The sequence below is a fragment of the Streptomyces thermocarboxydovorans genome (assembly GCF_039524635.1).
GTDB classification, from domain to species: domain Bacteria; phylum Actinomycetota; class Actinomycetes; order Streptomycetales; family Streptomycetaceae; genus Streptomyces; species Streptomyces thermocarboxydovorans.
On sequence record NZ_BAAAGU010000002.1, the window covers coordinates 52,953 to 70,176 of the forward strand.

At 71.7% G+C, this 17,224-nt stretch carries 13 protein-coding genes; 5 read left to right on the forward strand and 8 right to left on the reverse strand.

All coding sequences use genetic code 11. From position 1 onward, the window contains the following. Positions 1-120 precede the first annotated feature (120 nt). The 7 genes from ABD198_RS01190 to ABD198_RS01220 form a co-directional block, all read right to left on the reverse strand. Positions 121-1,122: a TIGR03842 family LLM class F420-dependent oxidoreductase gene (locus ABD198_RS01190; RefSeq protein ID WP_343997381.1), complete on the reverse strand. Its 1,002-nt coding sequence runs from the start codon at positions 1,120-1,122 to the stop codon at positions 121-123. Positions 1,123-1,144: 22 nt separating this feature from the next. After that, positions 1,145-2,548 (reverse strand): dihydropyrimidinase, encoded by a 1,404-nt coding sequence (gene hydA, locus ABD198_RS01195; protein ID WP_343997382.1) that lies wholly within the window; start codon positions 2,546-2,548, stop codon positions 1,145-1,147. Between the two features lie 139 nt (positions 2,549-2,687). Beyond that, positions 2,688-3,530 (reverse strand): nitrilase-related carbon-nitrogen hydrolase, encoded by an 843-nt coding sequence (locus ABD198_RS01200; RefSeq protein ID WP_343997383.1) that lies wholly within the window; start codon positions 3,528-3,530, stop codon positions 2,688-2,690. Positions 3,531-3,779: 249 nt separating this feature from the next. After that, entirely contained in the window at positions 3,780-5,354 is a 1,575-nt protein-coding gene (locus tag ABD198_RS01205) for a PucR family transcriptional regulator (RefSeq protein WP_343997384.1), read from the reverse strand. A gap of 27 nt (positions 5,355-5,381) precedes the next feature. Next, a complete protein-coding gene (locus ABD198_RS01210) occupies positions 5,382-6,668 on the reverse strand; it encodes an aspartate aminotransferase family protein (RefSeq protein ID WP_343997385.1) in 1,287 nt (428 codons plus the stop codon). Beyond that, positions 6,665-7,507: a nitrilase-related carbon-nitrogen hydrolase gene (locus tag ABD198_RS01215; RefSeq protein ID WP_343997386.1), complete on the reverse strand. Its 843-nt coding sequence runs from the start codon at positions 7,505-7,507 to the stop codon at positions 6,665-6,667. The genes ABD198_RS01210 and ABD198_RS01215 overlap by 4 nt, the downstream gene beginning before the upstream one ends. A gap of 351 nt (positions 7,508-7,858) precedes the next feature. After that, positions 7,859-8,119, reverse strand: a complete 261-nt coding sequence (locus ABD198_RS01220) for a helix-turn-helix domain-containing protein (RefSeq protein WP_343997387.1) — start codon at positions 8,117-8,119, stop codon at positions 7,859-7,861. Between the two features lie 33 nt (positions 8,120-8,152). Here ABD198_RS01220 and map point away from each other — a divergent pair, with 33 nt between their 5' ends. Together map and ABD198_RS01230 are read left to right on the forward strand one after the other, a co-directional pair. Further along, complete coding sequence (map, locus tag ABD198_RS01225; RefSeq protein ID WP_343997388.1) at positions 8,153-8,926, forward strand: type I methionyl aminopeptidase; 774 nt, start codon at positions 8,153-8,155, stop codon at positions 8,924-8,926. 423 nt (positions 8,927-9,349) lie between these two features. Beyond that, positions 9,350-11,899: an ATP-dependent Clp protease ATP-binding subunit gene (locus tag ABD198_RS01230; RefSeq protein ID WP_343997389.1), complete on the forward strand. Its 2,550-nt coding sequence runs from the start codon at positions 9,350-9,352 to the stop codon at positions 11,897-11,899. A gap of 184 nt (positions 11,900-12,083) precedes the next feature. Here ABD198_RS01230 and ABD198_RS01235 read toward each other — a convergent pair whose 3' ends face one another. Beyond that, on the reverse strand, positions 12,084-12,845 hold the full coding sequence (locus tag ABD198_RS01235) for a FadR/GntR family transcriptional regulator (protein ID WP_343997390.1): 762 nt from the start codon (positions 12,843-12,845) through the stop codon (positions 12,084-12,086). 195 nt (positions 12,846-13,040) lie between these two features. Between ABD198_RS01235 and ABD198_RS01240 the strand changes: the two genes are divergently transcribed. The 3 genes from ABD198_RS01240 to ABD198_RS01250 are packed head-to-tail and all read left to right on the forward strand — an operon-like array spanning position 13,041 to position 17,205. Continuing rightward, positions 13,041-14,894 carry an L-lactate permease gene (locus tag ABD198_RS01240; RefSeq protein WP_343997391.1) on the forward strand — a complete coding sequence of 618 codons (1,854 nt, stop codon included), beginning with the start codon at positions 13,041-13,043 and terminating at the stop codon, positions 14,892-14,894. Between the two features lie 56 nt (positions 14,895-14,950). Beyond that, positions 14,951-15,763 carry a (Fe-S)-binding protein gene (locus ABD198_RS01245; RefSeq protein ID WP_343997489.1) on the forward strand — a complete coding sequence of 271 codons (813 nt, stop codon included), beginning with the start codon at positions 14,951-14,953 and terminating at the stop codon, positions 15,761-15,763. 20 nt (positions 15,764-15,783) lie between these two features. Continuing rightward, on the forward strand, positions 15,784-17,205 hold the full coding sequence (locus ABD198_RS01250; RefSeq protein ID WP_343997490.1) for a LutB/LldF family L-lactate oxidation iron-sulfur protein: 1,422 nt from the start codon (positions 15,784-15,786) through the stop codon (positions 17,203-17,205). Positions 17,206-17,224 lie beyond the last annotated feature (19 nt).

Consider the following 17,224-nt stretch of genomic DNA (forward strand, 5'->3'; position numbering starts at 1 on the left):
CGGCGGGGAGGACCGGTCGGTGAACGAGGGGAGGGGTTCGTGCTCGATCGGACGAGGGGACGGGTTCGTGCTCGGTCGAGCGAGGGGACGGATGGGTGCTCCAGCCGACGCGCGGGCGGGTCAGCCCTTGAGCGCGGGGATGATCTCCGCGCCGTACGCGTCGATCGTCTGCTCCTGTGCGTCGTGCATGTCGTAGACGGCGAACTGGTCGACGCCCAGCTCGCGCAGGGCCTGCAGCTTCTCGATGTGCGCCTCGGCGGGGCCGAGGAGGCAGAACCGGTCGACGATCTCGTCCGGCACGAAGTCCGTGGACGGATTGCCGGCCCGGCCGTGGTGGCTGTAGTCGTAGCCCTGGCGGCCCTTGATGTACTCGGTCAGCGCCTGAGGCACCATGCCGGAGTGCTCGCCGTAGCGGGCCACCAGGTCGGCGACGTGGTTGCCGACCATGCCGCCGAACCAGCGGCACTGCTCGCGGGCGTGGGCCAGGTCGTCGCCGACGTAGGCGGGGGCGGCGACGCAGATGGTGAGGGAGTCGGGGTCCCGGCCCGCCTCGGCGGCGGCGTCGCGCACCGCCTTCACCATCCACTCGGTGAGGTAGAGGTCGGCGAGCTGGAGGATGAAGCCGTCGGCCTTCTGCCCGGCGAGCGCCAGCGCCTTCGGCCCGTACGCCGCCATCCACACCGGGAGCTTTCCGTCGCGCACCCAGGGGATGCGCAGCGGCCTGCCGTCGACCTCGGCTTCCCGGCCCTCGGCGAGGTCGCGGATGACGCCGATGGCCTCGCCGAGGCGGGCCAGGGTGTTGGGTTTGCGTCCGGCGACGCGCATGGCGGAGTCGCCGCGGCCGATGCCGCACACGGTGCGGTTGCCGAACATGTCGTTGAGGGTGGCGAAGGTGGAGGCGGTGACCTCCCAGGTGCGGGTGCCCGGGTTGGTGACCATCGGGCCGACCTTCAGTTTCGTGGTGTTGGCGAGGATCTGGCTGTAGATGACGAACGGCTCCTGCCACAGCACGGCGGAGTCGAAGGTCCAGCCGTGGGTGAAACCGCTGCGTTCGGCGCGCTTCATCAGGCTGACGACCCGCGAGGCGGGCGGGTCGGTCTGCAGGACGAGTCCGAAGTCCATGGCACGACTCCTTGCGTGAGATTCAGCCGAGGTACTGGCAGGTGGAGCGCGGGGTGTAGACGCCGTGCCCGGCGTGGCCGGTGTACTCCCGCTCGGTGATGACCGGGACGCCGCGCGAGAGGACGGTCTCGACCCGGCCGGTGACCCGCTTGCCCTCGTAGGCCGAGTAGTCGACGTTCATGTGGTGGGTCTCGGCGGACAGCACCTGCTCGGCGTGCGGGTCGTAGATCACGACGTCGGCGTCGGCGCCCGGCGCGATGGTGCCCTTCTTCGGGTAGAGGCCGAACATCCGGGCCGGGGTGGCGCAGGCGATCTCGATCCAGCGGCGGCGGCTGATGTGCCCGTCCAGGACGGCCTGGTGGAGCAGGTCCATGCGGTTCTCCACGCCCGGCAGCCCGTTGGGGATCTTGGAGAAGTCGCCGCGGCCGAGTTCCTTCTGGCCCACGAAGCAGAAGGGGCAGTGGTCGGTGGAGACCACCTGGAGGTCGTTGGTGCGCAGGCCCTGCCAGAGCTTGGCCTGGTGCTCCTTGGGCCGCAGGGGCGTGCTGCAGACGTACTTGGCGCCCTCGAAGTCCGGCTCGGCGAGGTTGTCGGTGGACAGGAACAGGTACTGCGGGCAGGTCTCGGCGAAGACCGGCAGGCCCTCGTCGCGGGCGCGGGCGAGTTCGGCGACCGCCTCCATGGCCGAGACGTGCACCACGTACAGCGGAGCGCCGGCGACCTGGGCGAGGCGGATGGCGCGGTGGGTGGCCTCGGCCTCGAGCAGGGCCTTGCGCACCTCGCCGTGGTAGCGGGGGTCGGTCTCGCCGCGGGCGAGCGCCTGCTCGACGAGGACGTCGATGGCGATGCCGTTCTCGGCGTGCATCATGATCAGGCCGCCGTTCTCGGCGGAGCGCTGCATGGCGCGCAGGATCTGCCCGTCGTCGGAATAGAAGACGCCCGGGTAGGCCATGAACTGCTTGAACGAGGTGACGCCCTCCTCGACGAGGAGGTCCATCTCCTTGAGGGTCTCCTGGTTCACATCGGAGACGATCATGTGGAAGCCGTAGTCGATGGCGCAGTTGCCCTCGGCCTTGGCGTGCCAGGCGTCGAGTCCGGCGCGCAGCGACTGGCCGACGCTCTGCACGGCGAAGTCGACGATGGTTGTGGTGCCGCCCCAGGCGGCGGCGCGGGTGCCGGTCTCGAAGGTGTCGGAGGCGAAGGTGCCGCCGAACGGCAGCTCCATGTGGGTGTGGGCGTCGACGCCGCCCGGGATGACGTACTTGCCGGTGGCGTCGATGACACGGTCGGCGGTGAGGGCCTCGGCCGCGGGGGTGCCGGTGGCGGCGAGGGCGGCGATACGGCCGTCCTCGATCAGGATGTCGGCGTGGGTCTCGTCGGCGGCGGTGATGACGAGGCCGCCGCGGATCAGTGTCCGGCTGCTCATGTCCGTCTCGCTCCTCGCTGTGGGTGCGTGCGGGTGGTGTGAGGGCTCGTCGCTCCCCCGGTCTTCGCCTCGCTCGATCGGGGACCCCCGTGGCGGCGGGGCCGCGGACCGTCCGCGGCCCCGCGCCCGGTCCGGGCGGTTACGGCGCCGTCAGCGGCGAGTAGGCCGCGGGCGCGCGGTCCCGGTAGAACTGCCAGCGGTCCCGGACCTCGCGGAGCTTGGCCATGTCCAGGTCCCGCACGACCAGTTCGGTCTCCTTGTCGCCGGCCACCTCGCCCACGAAGCGGGCCTCCGGGTCGACGAAGTAGCTGGTGCCGTAGAAGTCGTTGTCGCCCAGCTCCTCCACGCCGACCCGGTTGATCGCGCCGACGAAGTACTCGTTGGCGACCGCGGCCGCGGGCTGCTCCAGCTGCCACAGGTAGCCGGACAGGCCCCGGGAGGTGGCGGAGGGGTTGAACACGATCTCCGCGCCCGCGAGTCCGAGCGCCCGCCAGCCCTCGGGGAAGTGGCGGTCGTAGCAGATGTAGACGCCGATCCGGCCGGCCGCGGTGTCGAAGACGGGCCAGCCGAGGTTGCCGGGCCTGAAGTAGAACTTCTCCCAGAAGCCGCGCACCTGAGGGATGTGCGTCTTGCGGTACTTGCCGAGGTAGGAGCCGTCGGCGTCGATCACCGCCGCGGTGTTGTAGAGGACGCCGGGCTGCTCCTCCTCGTACATCGGCAGCACCAGGACGATGCCCAGCTCCCGGGCGAGGGACTGGAAGCGCTTGACGATCGGGCCGTCGGGGATGGTCTCGGCGTACTCGTAGAAGGCCGGGTCCTGCACCTGGCAGAAGTAGGGGCCGTAGAACAGCTCCTGGAAGCACAGCACTTGAGCGCCCTGGGCGGCAGCGTCGCGGGCTGCCTGTTCGTGGACCTGGATCATCGACTCCTTGTCGCCGGTCCAGGCGGTCTGGAAGACGGCGGCACGGATCACTCGGCTCATCGCAACCTCCGGTCGCTCGGTGTGCGGCGAGCCTAGGAAGTGCGCGAGCCTGCGTTGAGGTACACGGTGTCACGTCTGCGGGGGCCCGGCGTGTCACCGTGTCACTGCTGAACCGGCCCATGTCTCACCGCCGTTGTCGCAAGTGGTCGCGGGTTCGAGTGGTGTTGCTCGTGATGTGTCGGTGGTGAGGCGCGCGAGACGTCACCGGGGCCGCCCGCGGGGCGCGTCACTGGTGCCGCGCGGCGCGCTTCACTGGTGCTGCGCGTCGTGCGCGAGGAGCGCGATGTGGACCGAGGCGGCCTGCTCGAAGTCGTCGAGGTCCACGCCGAGCCGCGTCTGTATCGCTTCCAGACGGCGGTAGAGGGCGGGGCGGGAGACGTGGTGGAGCTGGGCGGTGCGGGACTTGTTGCGTCCGGTGGCCAGATAGGTGCGCAGCACGGACAGCAGGTCCTCGTCCGGCTCGCTCAGCAGTCCGTCCAGCTCGCGCTCGGCGAAGGACTGCACCTGCGGGTCGTCGCGCAGCAGTCGGATCAGCCCGCGCAGATGGACGTCCCGCAGGCGGACCACGGGCGGCAGGTCAAGGGCGGGGGCGGATCCGGCGGCGGCGTCGGCCACGTGCCGGGCCTCGCGGAGTCCGGCGGGCACGTCGTCGAAGACGGTCCGCGCGTCCGCGGCGGCCACCACGACCGGTTCGGGGCCCGGCTCGGCGCGCAGCCGGGCGGCGAAGTGCGCGGTGAGCGCCTGCGGGTCCTGGTCGCGGGCGAGGCTCAGCAGGACGGCGCTCGCCCCGTCGGCGAGTTCGCCGGTGAGGCCGGGCAGGCCCAGCAGGCGCAGCACGCGGTCCAGCCGGGCCGCACTGCGGCCGCGGACCACCAGGGGCACGAAGGTGCGCCGGTTCACCGGCAGTCCGGCGGCGCGGGCCCTGGGCAGCAGCTGCCGGGCGGGCAGGACGCCGCTGATCAGGTCGGTGAGCAGGCTCTGGGCGGACTGCTCCTCCCAGGAGCAGGCGGCGCCGCCGACGAGCATGCGGTGCAGCACGAGGGCCTCGGCGGCCCGGTCGGCGAGCAGCCGGCCGGTCGCGGTGTCGCCGCGGTAGCCGCACAGCACCAGCCGGCCCCAGCGTTCGCCGCGCCCGCCCAGTTCGGCGCGGATCCAGCCGTCGCCCTCGGTGCGGCCGGCCTGGCGGGCGATGCGGTCCCAGTCGCGCAGCACGTCGTCCACGGCGGGCCGCTCCCCCGCCGTGCCGAGGACGCGGTGGGCGAGGTTGGTGACGACGACGGGGCAGCCGCTGTGCCGGGCGATCTCGTCGAGCAGGCGCTGCAGCGGGGCGCCGGCGGTGATGAGCGCCGTCAGTTCGGTGCGGACGGACTCGGAGAGGCTGACCGCGGCGAACTTTCGGCGCACCAGCCGGGACTGGACCTCCTCGGTCAGCTGGGCGAAGGGGAAGGGCCGGTGGAGCACCACCAGGGGCAGCCCGCACCGCTCGGCCACGCGCCGCATCGCGTCCGGCGGGGAGGGGAAGGCGCGGCCGAGTCCGAGGACGACCGCGGCGGCGTCCGCGCGGTGCAGGGAGCGCACGTACTCGGCCTGTTTCTCCTCGTCCCCGGCCAGCAGCACGCCGGTGGTGAGGACCATCTCGCCGCCGCTGAGCATCACTCCGACGTCGGCCGCCTCGGCGACATGCACCCAGCGCACCGGCCGGTCCAGCCGGTGCTCGCCGGCCACCACCTCGGGCTCACCGGCGAGCACCCGCTCCAGCGCGAGCACCTGACGGACCGACAGTGCGGGTGCCGGGGCTTCCCAGGGATCCAAGACGCTGACCATGGCGGCTTTCCCTTGATCGGTGTGCTGCTACTGGATGCTCCTCAGCGCGCGTTCGAGGATCGCGGCGCCCTCCTCGGCCTCCGCCACGTTGAGGGAGAGCGGCGGCGCGATGCGCAGGGCGCTGGTGTCGTGGCCGCCGCCCTTGCCGATGAGCAGGCCGCCCTCGCGGGCCGCCTCCAGCACGGCGGAAGCCGCCTCGGGGTAGGCCTCGTCGGTGCCGGGCCGGGCCAGTTCGATACCGATCATCAGCCCGCGTCCGCGCACCTCGCGCACGGCGGGGACCTGCGCGGCGACGGCCCGCAGCCGTTCGATGAGCATGCCGCCGACCCGGCGGGCGTTGCCCTGCAGGTCGTGTTCGAGGAGGTAGTTGAGGTTGGCGAGCCCGGCGGCCATGGTGATCTGGGTGCCGCCGAAGGTGGAGATGCTGTTGGCGTCCAGACAGTTCATGATCTCGGCGCGGGCCACCACGCCGCCGATGGACATGCCGTTGCCGATGCCCTTGGCGAAGGTGAGCATGTCGGGCGGGCCGCTCTGGCCGTGCGCCTGCCAGCCCCAGAAGTGCTCGCCGGTGCGGCCCCAGCCGGTCTGCACCTCGTCGGAGATCCACAGGATGCCCCGCTCCTGCAGCACCTCGCGGAAGGCGGCGTAGAGGCCGTCCGGGGGCGAGGTGAAGCCGCCGACCCCCTGGATCGGCTCGGCGATCAGCGCGGCCGGCGGGCGGGTGTGGCCGAGCAGGTCCGTCAGGTCGTCGACGCAGGCCTCGATGAAGCCCTGGTCGTCGAGGTGCGCGAACGGGCCGCGGCTGCGGACGCCGCCGTGCACGTACAGGGTCTGCAGCGGGGACAGCGAGGTCGGGGACCAGCTGCGGTTGCCGGTGATGCCGACGGCGCTGAAGGAGCGGCCGTGGTAGCTGTTGCGCATCGCGAGCACGGTGTTGCTGCGCCGGTAGGTGGTGGCGAGCAGCAGGGCCGTGTCGTTGGCCTCGGTGCCGGAGGTGGTGAAGAACACCCGTGCGTTGGGGATGCCGCTCAACTGGGCGATGCGTTCGGCGAGTTCCACCATCGGCCGGTTGAGGTAGAGGGTGGAGGAGTGCAGGATCCGCCCGGCCTGCTCGCTGACGGCCTTGGTGATCTCGGGCAGGGCGTGGGCGGTCATGGTGGTGAGGATGCCGCCGAAGAAGTCCAGGTAGCGGTTGCCGTGGGAGTCCCAGACGTGGCGTCCCTCGCCGTGGGTGATCTCGATGGGCTCCTCGTAGTAGAGGGCGAGCCAGTCGGGGAGGACCGCGCGGTGGCGGCCCAGCAGGTCGTCGGTCATGGCTGCACCAGCCCTTCGTAGGCGTCGGGTCGGCGGTCCCGGTAGAAGGCCCAGGTCTTGCGCACCTCGTCGACGAGGTCGAGGTCCAGGTCGCGGACGAGGAGTTCCTCCTCGGTGTCGCTGGCGGCGTCGCCGACGAACCGGCCGCGCGGGTCGACGAAGTAGGACGTGCCGTAGAAGTCGTTGTCGCCGTACTCCTCCCGGCCCACGCGGTTGATGGCGGCGATGAAGTAGCCGTTGGCGACGGCGGCCGCGGGCTGTTCCAGCTTCCACAGGTGGGCGGAGAGGCTGCGGTGGGTGGCGGACGGGTTGTACACCAGCCGGGCGCCGTTCAGGCCGAGCTGGCGCCAGCCCTCGGGGAAGTGCCGGTCGTAGCAGATGTAGACGCCGACCTTGCCGGCCGCGGTGTCGAAGACGGGCCAGCCGAGGTTGCCGGGCTTGAAGTAGAACTTCTCACGGAAGCCCTTGAGCTGCGGGATGTGATGCTTGCGGTACTTGCCGAGGTAGCTTCCGTCGGCGTCGATCACGGCCGCGGTGTTGTAGTAGAAGCCGGGCTGCTCGATCTCGAACACGGGCGCGATGACGACCATGCCGGTCTCGCGGGCCAGGTCCCGCATCCGGCGCACGGTGGGCCCGTCGGGAACCGGCTCGGCCCACCGGTAGTGCTCGGGGTCCTCGACCTGACAGAAGTACGGGCTGTTGAAGACTTCCTGGAACCCGATGATCTTCGCGCCCCGCCGGGCCGCCTCGCGGGCGTGCTCCTCATGCTTCGCCAGCATGGACTCGGTGTCGCCGGTCCAGGAGGCCTGGACCAGAGCGGCACGTACGACGTTGGCCATGAGCTGCTCCTTCGAGCGACGTCAGCGCCTCTACGCCCGTAGAAACGGCCGTAGAGGGACGAACGTAAGCCTCTCGGACGTCCTTGCCAAGACCATCGTCGCCAACCCGCTGGGTCGAGCGCGATTCGCACTCCTGTGGGTGATCGCGGCGGGCGTCAGGAGGCCGTGCCGGCGACCCGGAGGGCGTGCACCAGGTCCCAGTAGCACGGGCACGACCACGGGCGGGGTGTCCTCCTCCACCGCCCCGGCGAACCGTGCACTGCCCCGGCGGCGCTTGCGGGGCGTTTTCCGCAGTGACGCAAGGTGCGCAGGAGACCACCGTGCGGAGGTGAGTCGTTGCGTCGCGAACGATCACGCCGCGAGCGGGGCACCTCCGGCGCAGTGCGCGGCCAACTGGTCCATCGACAGGCCCAGTTCGCCCGCCAGAGCCGCCACCGTGAAGAAGGCGGGGGTCGGCGCGCGTCCCGTCTCGATCTTGCGGAGCGTCTCGGCGGAGATGCCGGCCTTCGCCGCCACCTCGGCCATGCTGCGGTCGCCGCGGGCCTGACGCAGCAGCCGGCCGAGCCGTTCGCCGCGTTCGCGTTCTTCCGGGGTGAGAGGGGTGCGCACCATGGCACCCATTCTAATACCGGTATAGTAATTGGCATGGTGGAGCTGAAGACGGACTCATCGATCGACGCCATGCACGAGGCGGGCCAGGTCGTCGCGAACGCGCTGACGGCCGTGCGCGAGGCCGCCGACGTGGGCGTCTCCCTGCGGGAGCTGGACGAGGTGGCGCGGGACGTGCTGCGCGAGGCGGGCGCGACCTCGCCGTTCCTCGGCTACCGGCCCTCCTTCGCGCCGACCCCGTTCCCGGCGGTGATCTGCGCCTCCGTCAACGACGCGATCGTGCACGGCATCCCGACCGGCTACCGGCTGCGCGACGGCGACCTGCTCTCCGTCGACTGCGGCGCCCGGCTGAACGGCTGGACCGGCGACTCGGCCCTCAGCTTCGTCGTGGGCACTCCGCGCCCCGAGGACCTGAGACTGATCGAGACGGCCGAGCGGGCGCTGGCCGCCGGGATCGAGGCGGCCGTCGTCGGCAACCGCATCGGCGACATCGCCCACGCCATCGGCACGGTCTGCCGCGCGGCGGGCTACGGCATCCCGGACGGCTTCGGCGGCCACGGCATCGGCCGCCACATGCACGAGGACCCTTCCGTCCCCAACGAGGGGCGTCCGGGCCGGGGCATGCCGCTGCGCCCCGGCATGGCCCTGGCGATCGAGCCCATGCTGATCGCAGGCGGCACCGACGGCTACCACGCCGCCCCCGACGGCTGGACCCTCCGCACCAACGACGGCACCCGCGCGGCCCACGCGGAACACACCATCGCCATCACAGACTCCGGCCCCCGCATCCTGACGGCCCGCCGAGCCTGAGCCGCGCCGCCCGGCCGCCCCTCCTGAACCTCGACTGCCCCTGCACGCGAGCACGCCGCCGTCAGATACGCGGGCTCCCGGCCCGCCCCTCGGGACACCGCCCGCTCCTCGCCTCGCGTCGATTCGCCGCGCGGCATGCGCCCCGGAACGGGGCCCGTCGGCCCGCCCCGGCCGGCTTCGCACCCCCACCCCGCCTGAGGTGCTCCCCCACTGCGATCGTGCGAAGGTGTTCTACGAGTGCGCCTCACGCGGCACAAGGGCGCGTACGCGCGGTACGCGGCGTGTGCGTGTGTAACAGCGGGACGGTCGGGCACCCGCGTCCGGACCGGTACGTCGAGCAGTGAGCGCGCCCCGGGCCCCTCGGAGGTTCCGGCTCCGTCCGGCCGAGGGAGGGTCCATACGAGGGCGCCGGAACGGATGGCCATGACCAGCGGGTTCACAGGTCCGCAGGGCTACGGCTCTGACCCCCTCGGAGAGTTCCTCGCCCGCTTCTTCGGCGGGCCCCGCCCCCGGCAGATCGACATCGGCCGCCTGCTGAGCCAGCCGGCCCGGGAGCTGGTGCGCGGCGCCGCCCAGTACGCCGCCGAGCACGGCAGGCGGGACCTGGACACCGAGCACCTGCTGCGGGCCGCGCTCGCCACCGAGCCGACCCGCAGTCTGCTCCGCGAGGCGGGCGCGGACCCCGACGCGCTGGCCTCGCAGATCGACGAGCGGTCGGGCCCCGCTCTGGAGGGGCCGGACAAGGCCCCGCCGCCGACCTCGCTGTCCCTCACCCCCGCCGTCAAGCGCGCCCTGCTGGACGCCCACGAGCTGGCCCGGACCAGCGGCGCCGGGTACATCGGCCCCGAGCACGTGCTCCACGCGCTGGCCTCCAACCCGGACTCGGCCGCCGGCCACATCCTGAACGCCGCCCATTTCAGGCCGCCCTCCGCCCGGCCGCCGGAGGCGCCGGACGCGGCGCCGCCGCGCGTGGAACGGCCCCGCCCGCCGACCGGCACGCCGACGCTGGACAAGTACGGCCGCGACCTCACCGAACTCGCCCGTGAGGGCCGTATCGACCCGGTGATCGGACGGGAGAAGGAGATCGAGCAGACCGTCGAGGTGCTCTCCCGGCGCGGCAAGAACAACCCGGTGCTGATCGGTGACGCCGGCGTCGGCAAGACCGCGGTCGTGGAGGGGCTGGCCCAGCGGATCGCCGACGGGGACGTGCCCGATGTGCTGATCGGGCGGCGGGTGGTCGCGCTGGACCTGACCGCCGTGGTCGCCGGCACCCGCTTCCGGGGCGACTTCGAGGAGCGGATGAACAACATCGTCGAGGAGATCCGCTCGCACTCCGACCGGCTGATCGTCTTCATCGACGAGCTGCACACCGTGGTCGGCGCGGGCGCCGGCGGCGAGGGCGGTTCGATGGACGCCGGCAACATCCTCAAGCCGGCCCTGGCCCGCGGCGAGCTGCACGTGGTCGGCGCGACCACGCTGGAGGAGTTCCGCCGGATCGAGAAGGACGCCGCGCTGGCCCGCCGCTTCCAGCCGATCATGGTGCCGGAGCCGTCGCCCGAGGACGCCATCGAGATCCTGCGCGGACTGCGCGACCGCTACGAGGCCCACCACCAGGTCCGTTACACCGACGAGGCGCTGGTGGCGGCCGTGGAGCTGTCCGACCGCTACCTCAGCGACCGGCACCTGCCGGACAAGGCCATCGACCTCATCGACCAGGCCGGCGCCCGGGTGCGGCTGCGGGCCCGCACCAAGGGCAGCGACGTGCAGGCCATGGAGCGCGAGATCGAGCAGCTGACCTGCGACAAGGACCAGGCGGTGGCCGACGAGCAGTACGAGCGGGCCACCCAGCTCAGGGACCGGATCGCGGAGCTGAAGCGCCGGGTGGAGGAGGCGGGCGGCAGCACCGAGGTGGACGAGGGGCTGGACCTGGTGGTGGACGCGGAGTCCATCGCCGAGGTGGTGTCCCGGCAGACCGGCATCCCGGTCAGCCGGCTCACCGAGGAGGAGAAGGACCGGCTGCTCAACCTCGAACAGCATCTGCACCAGCGGGTCGTCGGGCAGGACGAGGCCGTGCGGGTCGTCTCGGATGCGGTGATGCGCTCGCGCGCGGGGCTCGGCAGCCCGGACCGCCCGATCGGCAGCTTCCTGTTCCTCGGTCCGACCGGCGTCGGCAAGACCGAGCTGGCGCGGGCGCTCGCCGAGGCGCTGTTCGGCAGCGACGACCGCATGGTGCGGCTCGACATGAGCGAGTACCAGGAGCGGCACACCGTCAGCCGCCTGGTGGGCGCCCCGCCCGGGTACGTGGGCCACGAGGAGGCCGGGCAGCTGACCGAGGTGGTGCGCAGGCACCCGTACTCGCTGCTGCTGCTCGACGAGGTGGAGAAGGCCCACCCGGACGTCTTCAACATCCTGCTGCAGGTCCTCGACGACGGCCGGCTGACCGACTCGCAGGGCCGTACGGTGGACTTCACCAACACCGTGATCGTGATGACCAGCAACCTGGGCTCCGACGTGATCACCCGCCGGGGGGCCACCGTCGGCTTCGCCTCCGGCGGGGCGGACGCGGACGAGGAGGCGCGCCGCGAACAGGTGCTGCGTCCGCTGCGGGAGCACTTCCGGCCGGAGTTCCTCAACCGGATCGACGAGATCGTGGTCTTCCGCCAGCTCACCGAGGACGAACTGCGCAAGATCACCAACATGCTCCTGGAGTCGACCCGGCGGGCGCTGAAGGACCAGGGCATCACGGTCGAGTTCACCGACGCGGCCGTGGACTGGCTGGTCCGGCGCGGCTACCAGCCCGAGTACGGTGCCCGCCCGCTGCGCCGCACCATCCAGCGCGAGGTCGACAACCAGCTCTCGCGCCTCCTCCTCGACGGCCGCGTCAAGGAGGGCGCCCGAGTCACCGTCGACGCCCGCGACGACACCCTGACCTTCGACACCGACGGGACTCCGCCCCCGGGCACCATGACCTGACGGCCACGGCAACTCCCTCAGCGGCGCCGGAGTGCGCGGGCACCGACTTCCTCAGGGGCGCGGGGAACGGCGCGCCCAGCCACACCCCACCCGCACCCGCCGGACGGCAAACCGCGGCACCCCGCACCGCGCCCCGCAGATCAAGCAGTCAGCGAACGACGGGCACGAACGGAACCGCACACCCCTACGCCCCCGCGGAACCCAAGTCGCCGAGAACCGTCTTCACGATGTCCTGGTGGAACCCGCGCACATGCGCCTCCACGAGATCACCGGCAGCATCCACATCCCCGGCCGCGATCGCCTCGTAGATCGCATGATGCTCGGCCCGCAGCCGCGCGGCGACCCGTTCCCAGTCGTCCTCCAGCCTGTTGAACACCGTCAGCAGCGTGTGCCGCACCGCGTTGCGGACCGCGACGGTCATATCGGCCATCAGGCGGTTGCCCCCCGCCTCGGCGATGGCGACATGGAATTCGGTGTCGAAGTCGTTGAACTGCTCCCTGGGCAGAGCGGGGTCGTCCATCCGCAGCAGTGGCTCGCGGATGCGGTCGAGGCCGCCCTCGGCGACGAGCCCCGCGGCCAGCCGCGCGCTGGCCCGCTCCAGCGTGGCGCGGGCCTCGACGACGTCGTCCATCGGGAAGTTCGCCAGCGCGATGTGCAGGCGCAGCAACTGGGTGAGGCCGGCGTCCGGCATCGCCGCGATGACGGTGCCGGACTCCGGTCCGGTCCCCACGCGTGAGCGGAGCACCCCCTGCGCCTCGAGCACCCGCAGCGCCTCGCGTACGGCGGCGCGGCTGACGCCGAGCATCTCGACCAGCTCACGCTCCGGTGGCAGCCGGTCACCGACCCGCAGATTGCCCGCGAGGATCTGCTCTTCGACCCGGGCCAGTACGAGCTCGAAAGTGCGCGAGCGGGGCACCGGCTCCCAGGCAGCGGTCGTGTCAGCCATGGAAAGCCCTTTCCGCAGGTCATCACGTCGTCGCCGAGTTCCCAGGCCAGGGCGGCTTGCCTTGATCTTAGCTTGAGCGGCCCACTTCTTGGTCAGACCAAGCACTTTTGTTGCGTCAAGAGTCTGGACAAGCGGAGGTGAGGTACCTAGCTTGAGCCAAGCAATGGTCTGACCAAGCCCCAATTGTGAGGGTTTATGTACCAGCCAGATCTCTCCCCCGTCGCCGACAGCCTGGCGTTCTCGTCCCTGGTCGCCGCGCTGCCCCTGCTCACCCTTTTCGTCCTGCTCGGCGGCCTGAAGCTGAAGGCTCACTGGGCCGGGCTCGCCTCGCTGGCCGTCGCGGTGATCGTCGCCGTCACCGCCTACGGCATGCCGGCGGATCTCGCCGTGCTCTCGGCGGGCGAAGGAGCCGCCTTCGGGCTGTTCCCGATCATGTGGATCGTCGTCGCCGCCATCTGGGTCTACCAGCTCACGGTGGTCAGCGGACGCTTCGAGGATCTGCGCCGTGCCTTCGGGCTGATCAGCGCCGATCCACGCGTCCAGGCCATCATCATCGCCTTCTGCTTCGGCGGACTGCTCGAGGCGCTGGCCGGCTTCGGCGCGCCGGTGGCCATCACCGGTGTGATGCTGATGGGCCTCGGCTTCGCCCCCGTACGGGCCGCCGTCACCGTCCTGGTGGCCAACACCGCTCCCGTCGCCTTCGGCGCCATCGCGACACCCATCATCACGGCCGGGAACCTCACCAAGATCCCGTACACGGAGATCGGCGCCTACGTGGGCCACCAGACCCCGCTGATCGCCTTCTTCGTACCGCTGCTGCTGGTCGGCCTGGTCGACGGACGCCGCGGAGTGCGGCAGACCTGGCCGGTCGCCCTGGTGTGCGGGGCGGTGTTCGGACTCGCCCAGTACGTCAGCGCCACCTATCTGTCGGTGGAACTCACCGACATCGTCGCCTCGCTGGCGGGCCTCGCCGCCATCGTCCTCTTCCTCCGCGTGTGGCAGCCGCAGGGTGGCGAGGAGGCGCGAACCGATCTCCTCGAGGCGGCTCGGAAGGAGCGGACCGAGGGGACCGACGGGAAGCCGTCCCGCCTCGGCGACGGCACCGACGGCTCGCCGGCCCTGTCCCACTCCGGCTCCGGCTCCGGCGCCGGCGGCTCCTCGGCCCCGTCCCCGGCACGCACCGCGCAGGATCCCGGTGTCACCACGGAAGCGGATCCGCGTGTCGCCACCGAGACGGATCCCCGTGTCACCACCGAGACGCTCCCGGCCACCAACCCAGCCACCGGCCCGGCCGAGCGGATCAAGCGGTCCAAGGTGCTGATGGCCTTCCTGCCCTACTTGATCATCATCGCGGTCTTCTCCCTCGCCAAACTGTGGACTCCCCTCAAGGAGTTCCTGGCCGCCTCCGACGTCAAGGTCGGCTGGCCCGGCCTGGACGGGGAGGTCCTCACCGCCGCCGGGCAGGTGTCCGCCACCACGGTCTACACCTTCCCCTGGCTGTCCTCGCCCGGCACCCTGCTGCTGATCTGCGGCGCCGTCATCGCCGCCGTCTACCGGGTGACCCCGGCGGCAGCCGCCCGGGAGTTCACCGCCACGCTGGTGAAACTGCGCTGGGCCCTGCTGACCGTGGCCGCCGTGCTCGCCCTCGCCTATGTGATGAACCTGTCCGGGCAGACCATCACCATCGGCACCTGGATCGCCGGAGCAGGCGCGGCCTTCGCCTTCCTCTCGCCCATCCTGGGCTGGCTGGGCACGGCGGTCACCGGTTCGGACACCTCGGCCAACGCCCTGTTCGCCACCCTGCAGCAGACCGCCGCCCACAAGGCCGGGCTCGACCCGACGCTGCTGGTGGCGGCCAACACCTCCGGCGGCGTCGTCGGCAAGATGATCAGCCCCCAGAACCTGACCATCGCCGCCACCGCGGTGGGCCTCATCGGACGCGAGTCCCAGCTCTTCCGGGCGGCCATCAAGTGGAGCCTGCTGCTCCTGCTCGCCCTGTGCGCCCTGGTCCTCGCCCAGTCCGGCTTCCTCGCCTGGATGCTGCCATGACCACCGCACCCGCACCCCTGCACCTGCCGTCGCACGCCGCGTCCTCCGAGGGAGCCATGCGGATCGCCCTGTTCGTCACCTGCCTCAACGACACGCTCTTCCCGGCCACCGGACAGGCGGTGGTGACGCTGCTGGAGCGGCTGGGCTGCCGCGTGGAGTTCCCCCAGGGACAGACCTGCTGCGGCCAGATGCACTTCAACACCGGCTACCAGCGCGACTGTGTGCCGCTGGTACGGCGCTTCACCGAGGTGTTCGCCGGATACGACGCCGTCGTCACGCCGTCCGGCTCCTGCGCCGGCATGGTGCGCGAGCAGTACGGGCGGGTCGCCGAGATCTCCGGCGACCCCCGGCTGTCCGCCGCGGTCCGTGAGGCACCGCCGGTGTACGAGCTCTCCGAGTTCCTCGTCGACGTCCTCGGCGTCACCGACGTCGGCGCGTACTTCCCGCACCGGGTCACCTACCACCCGACCTGCCACTCCCTGCGCATGCTCGGCGTCGGCGACCGGCCGCTCGCCCTGCTGCGGGCCGTGCGCGGCATCGACCTGGTGGAACTCAGCGCCGCCGAGCAGTGCTGCGGATTCGGCGGCACCTTCGCCCTGAAGAACGCCGACACCTCCGTGGCCATGTGCGCGGACAAGGTACGGCATGTCCTGGACACCGGAGCCGATGTGCTGTGCGCCGGTGACAACTCCTGCCTCATGCACATCGGCGGCACGCTGTCCCGGCTGCGCACCGGAGTGCGCGTCATGCACCTCGCCGAGATCCTCGCGTCCACGGAAACGGGACCGGACCACGGCGATGCGGCCACCTCGGCCGCGGCCACCGCACCCGCCGCCCGGTGTGCCATCGAAAGGACGAAGACTCCGTGAGCGACACGACGTTCCTGGGCATGCCGGCGTTCCCCGTGGCCGCGCGCGACGCCCTGCGCGACTCCCAGCTGCGCGGCAATCTGGCCCGGGCCACCGGCACCATCCGCTCCCGGCGCGCGGCAGCCGTCGGCGAGCAGGACGACTGGGAGCAGCTGCGGGAGACCGGCCGGGCGCTCAAGGAACGCACCCTGCGCCATCTGGACCACTATCTGCTGCAGTTGGAGGAGAAGGTGACCGCGGCGGGCGGCCAGGTGCACTGGGCCCGCGACGCCGAGGAGGCGCGCCGCATCGTCGTCCGACTGGTGCAGGACACCGGTGAGCGCGAGGTCGTGAAGGTCAAGTCCATGGTCACCCAGGAGATCGGGCTCAACGACGCGCTGGCCGAGGCCGGCATCGACGCCTACGAGACCGATCTGGCCGAGCTGATCGTGCAACTCGGCCACGACCAGCCCTCCCACATCCTGGTCCCGGCCATCCACCGCAACCGGGCGGAGATCCGGGAGATCTTCCTGCGCTCCATGGGCGAGTACGGGACCCCGGCCCCCGCCGAACTGGACGACGATCCACGACGGCTCGCCGAGGCCGCCAGGCGCCATCTGCGGGAGAAGTTCCTGCGGGCGAAGGTCGCCGTCTCGGGGGTCAACTTCCTGGTCGCCGAGACCGGCACCGCGGTCGTGGTGGAGTCCGAGGGCAATGGCCGGATGTGCCTGACGCTGCCCGAGACGCTGATCTCGGTGACCGGTATCGAGAAGGTCGTACCCACCTGGCAGGACCTGGAGGTGTATCTGCAACTGCTGCCGCGCTCCTCCACCGGGGAGCGGATGAACCCCTACACCTCCACCTGGACGGGCACCACCGCCGAGGACGGACCGCGCACCTTCCATCTGGTGCTGGTCGACGGCGGCCGCACCGACACCTTGGCCGACCCGGTCGGCCGGCAGGTGCTCAACTGCATCCGCTGCTCCGCCTGCCTGAATGTGTGCCCGGTGTACGAGCGGGTGGGCGGGCACACCTACGGATCGGTCTACCCCGGGCCGATCGGCGCCGTCCTCAGCCCCCAACTGCGGGGCACGGCCTCGGAAGTGGACCGTTCCCTGCCGTTCGCCTCGTCGCTGTGCGGAGCGTGCTACGAGGTCTGCCCCGTGAAGATCGACATCCCCCAGGTGCTGCTGCATCTGCGGGCCCGGGTCGTCGAGGAGGAACGCGGGCGGCATCTGCCGAAGCCGGAGCGCCTGGCGATGACGGCCGCACGCTGGGTGCTCACCCATCCGTCGTGGCTGTCGGCCGCCCAGCGCGCGGGCGCCCTCGCCGCCAGGCTGGTGGCCCGGCGCGGCCGGCTGGGCCGGCTGCCCGGACCGCTGTCGCGCTGGACCGACACCCGCGACGCCCCCGTCCCTGCCGCCGAGTCGTTCAGCGCCTGGTGGAAGCGGACGCACCGATAGGCCCGCTGGGCCCGCCCGA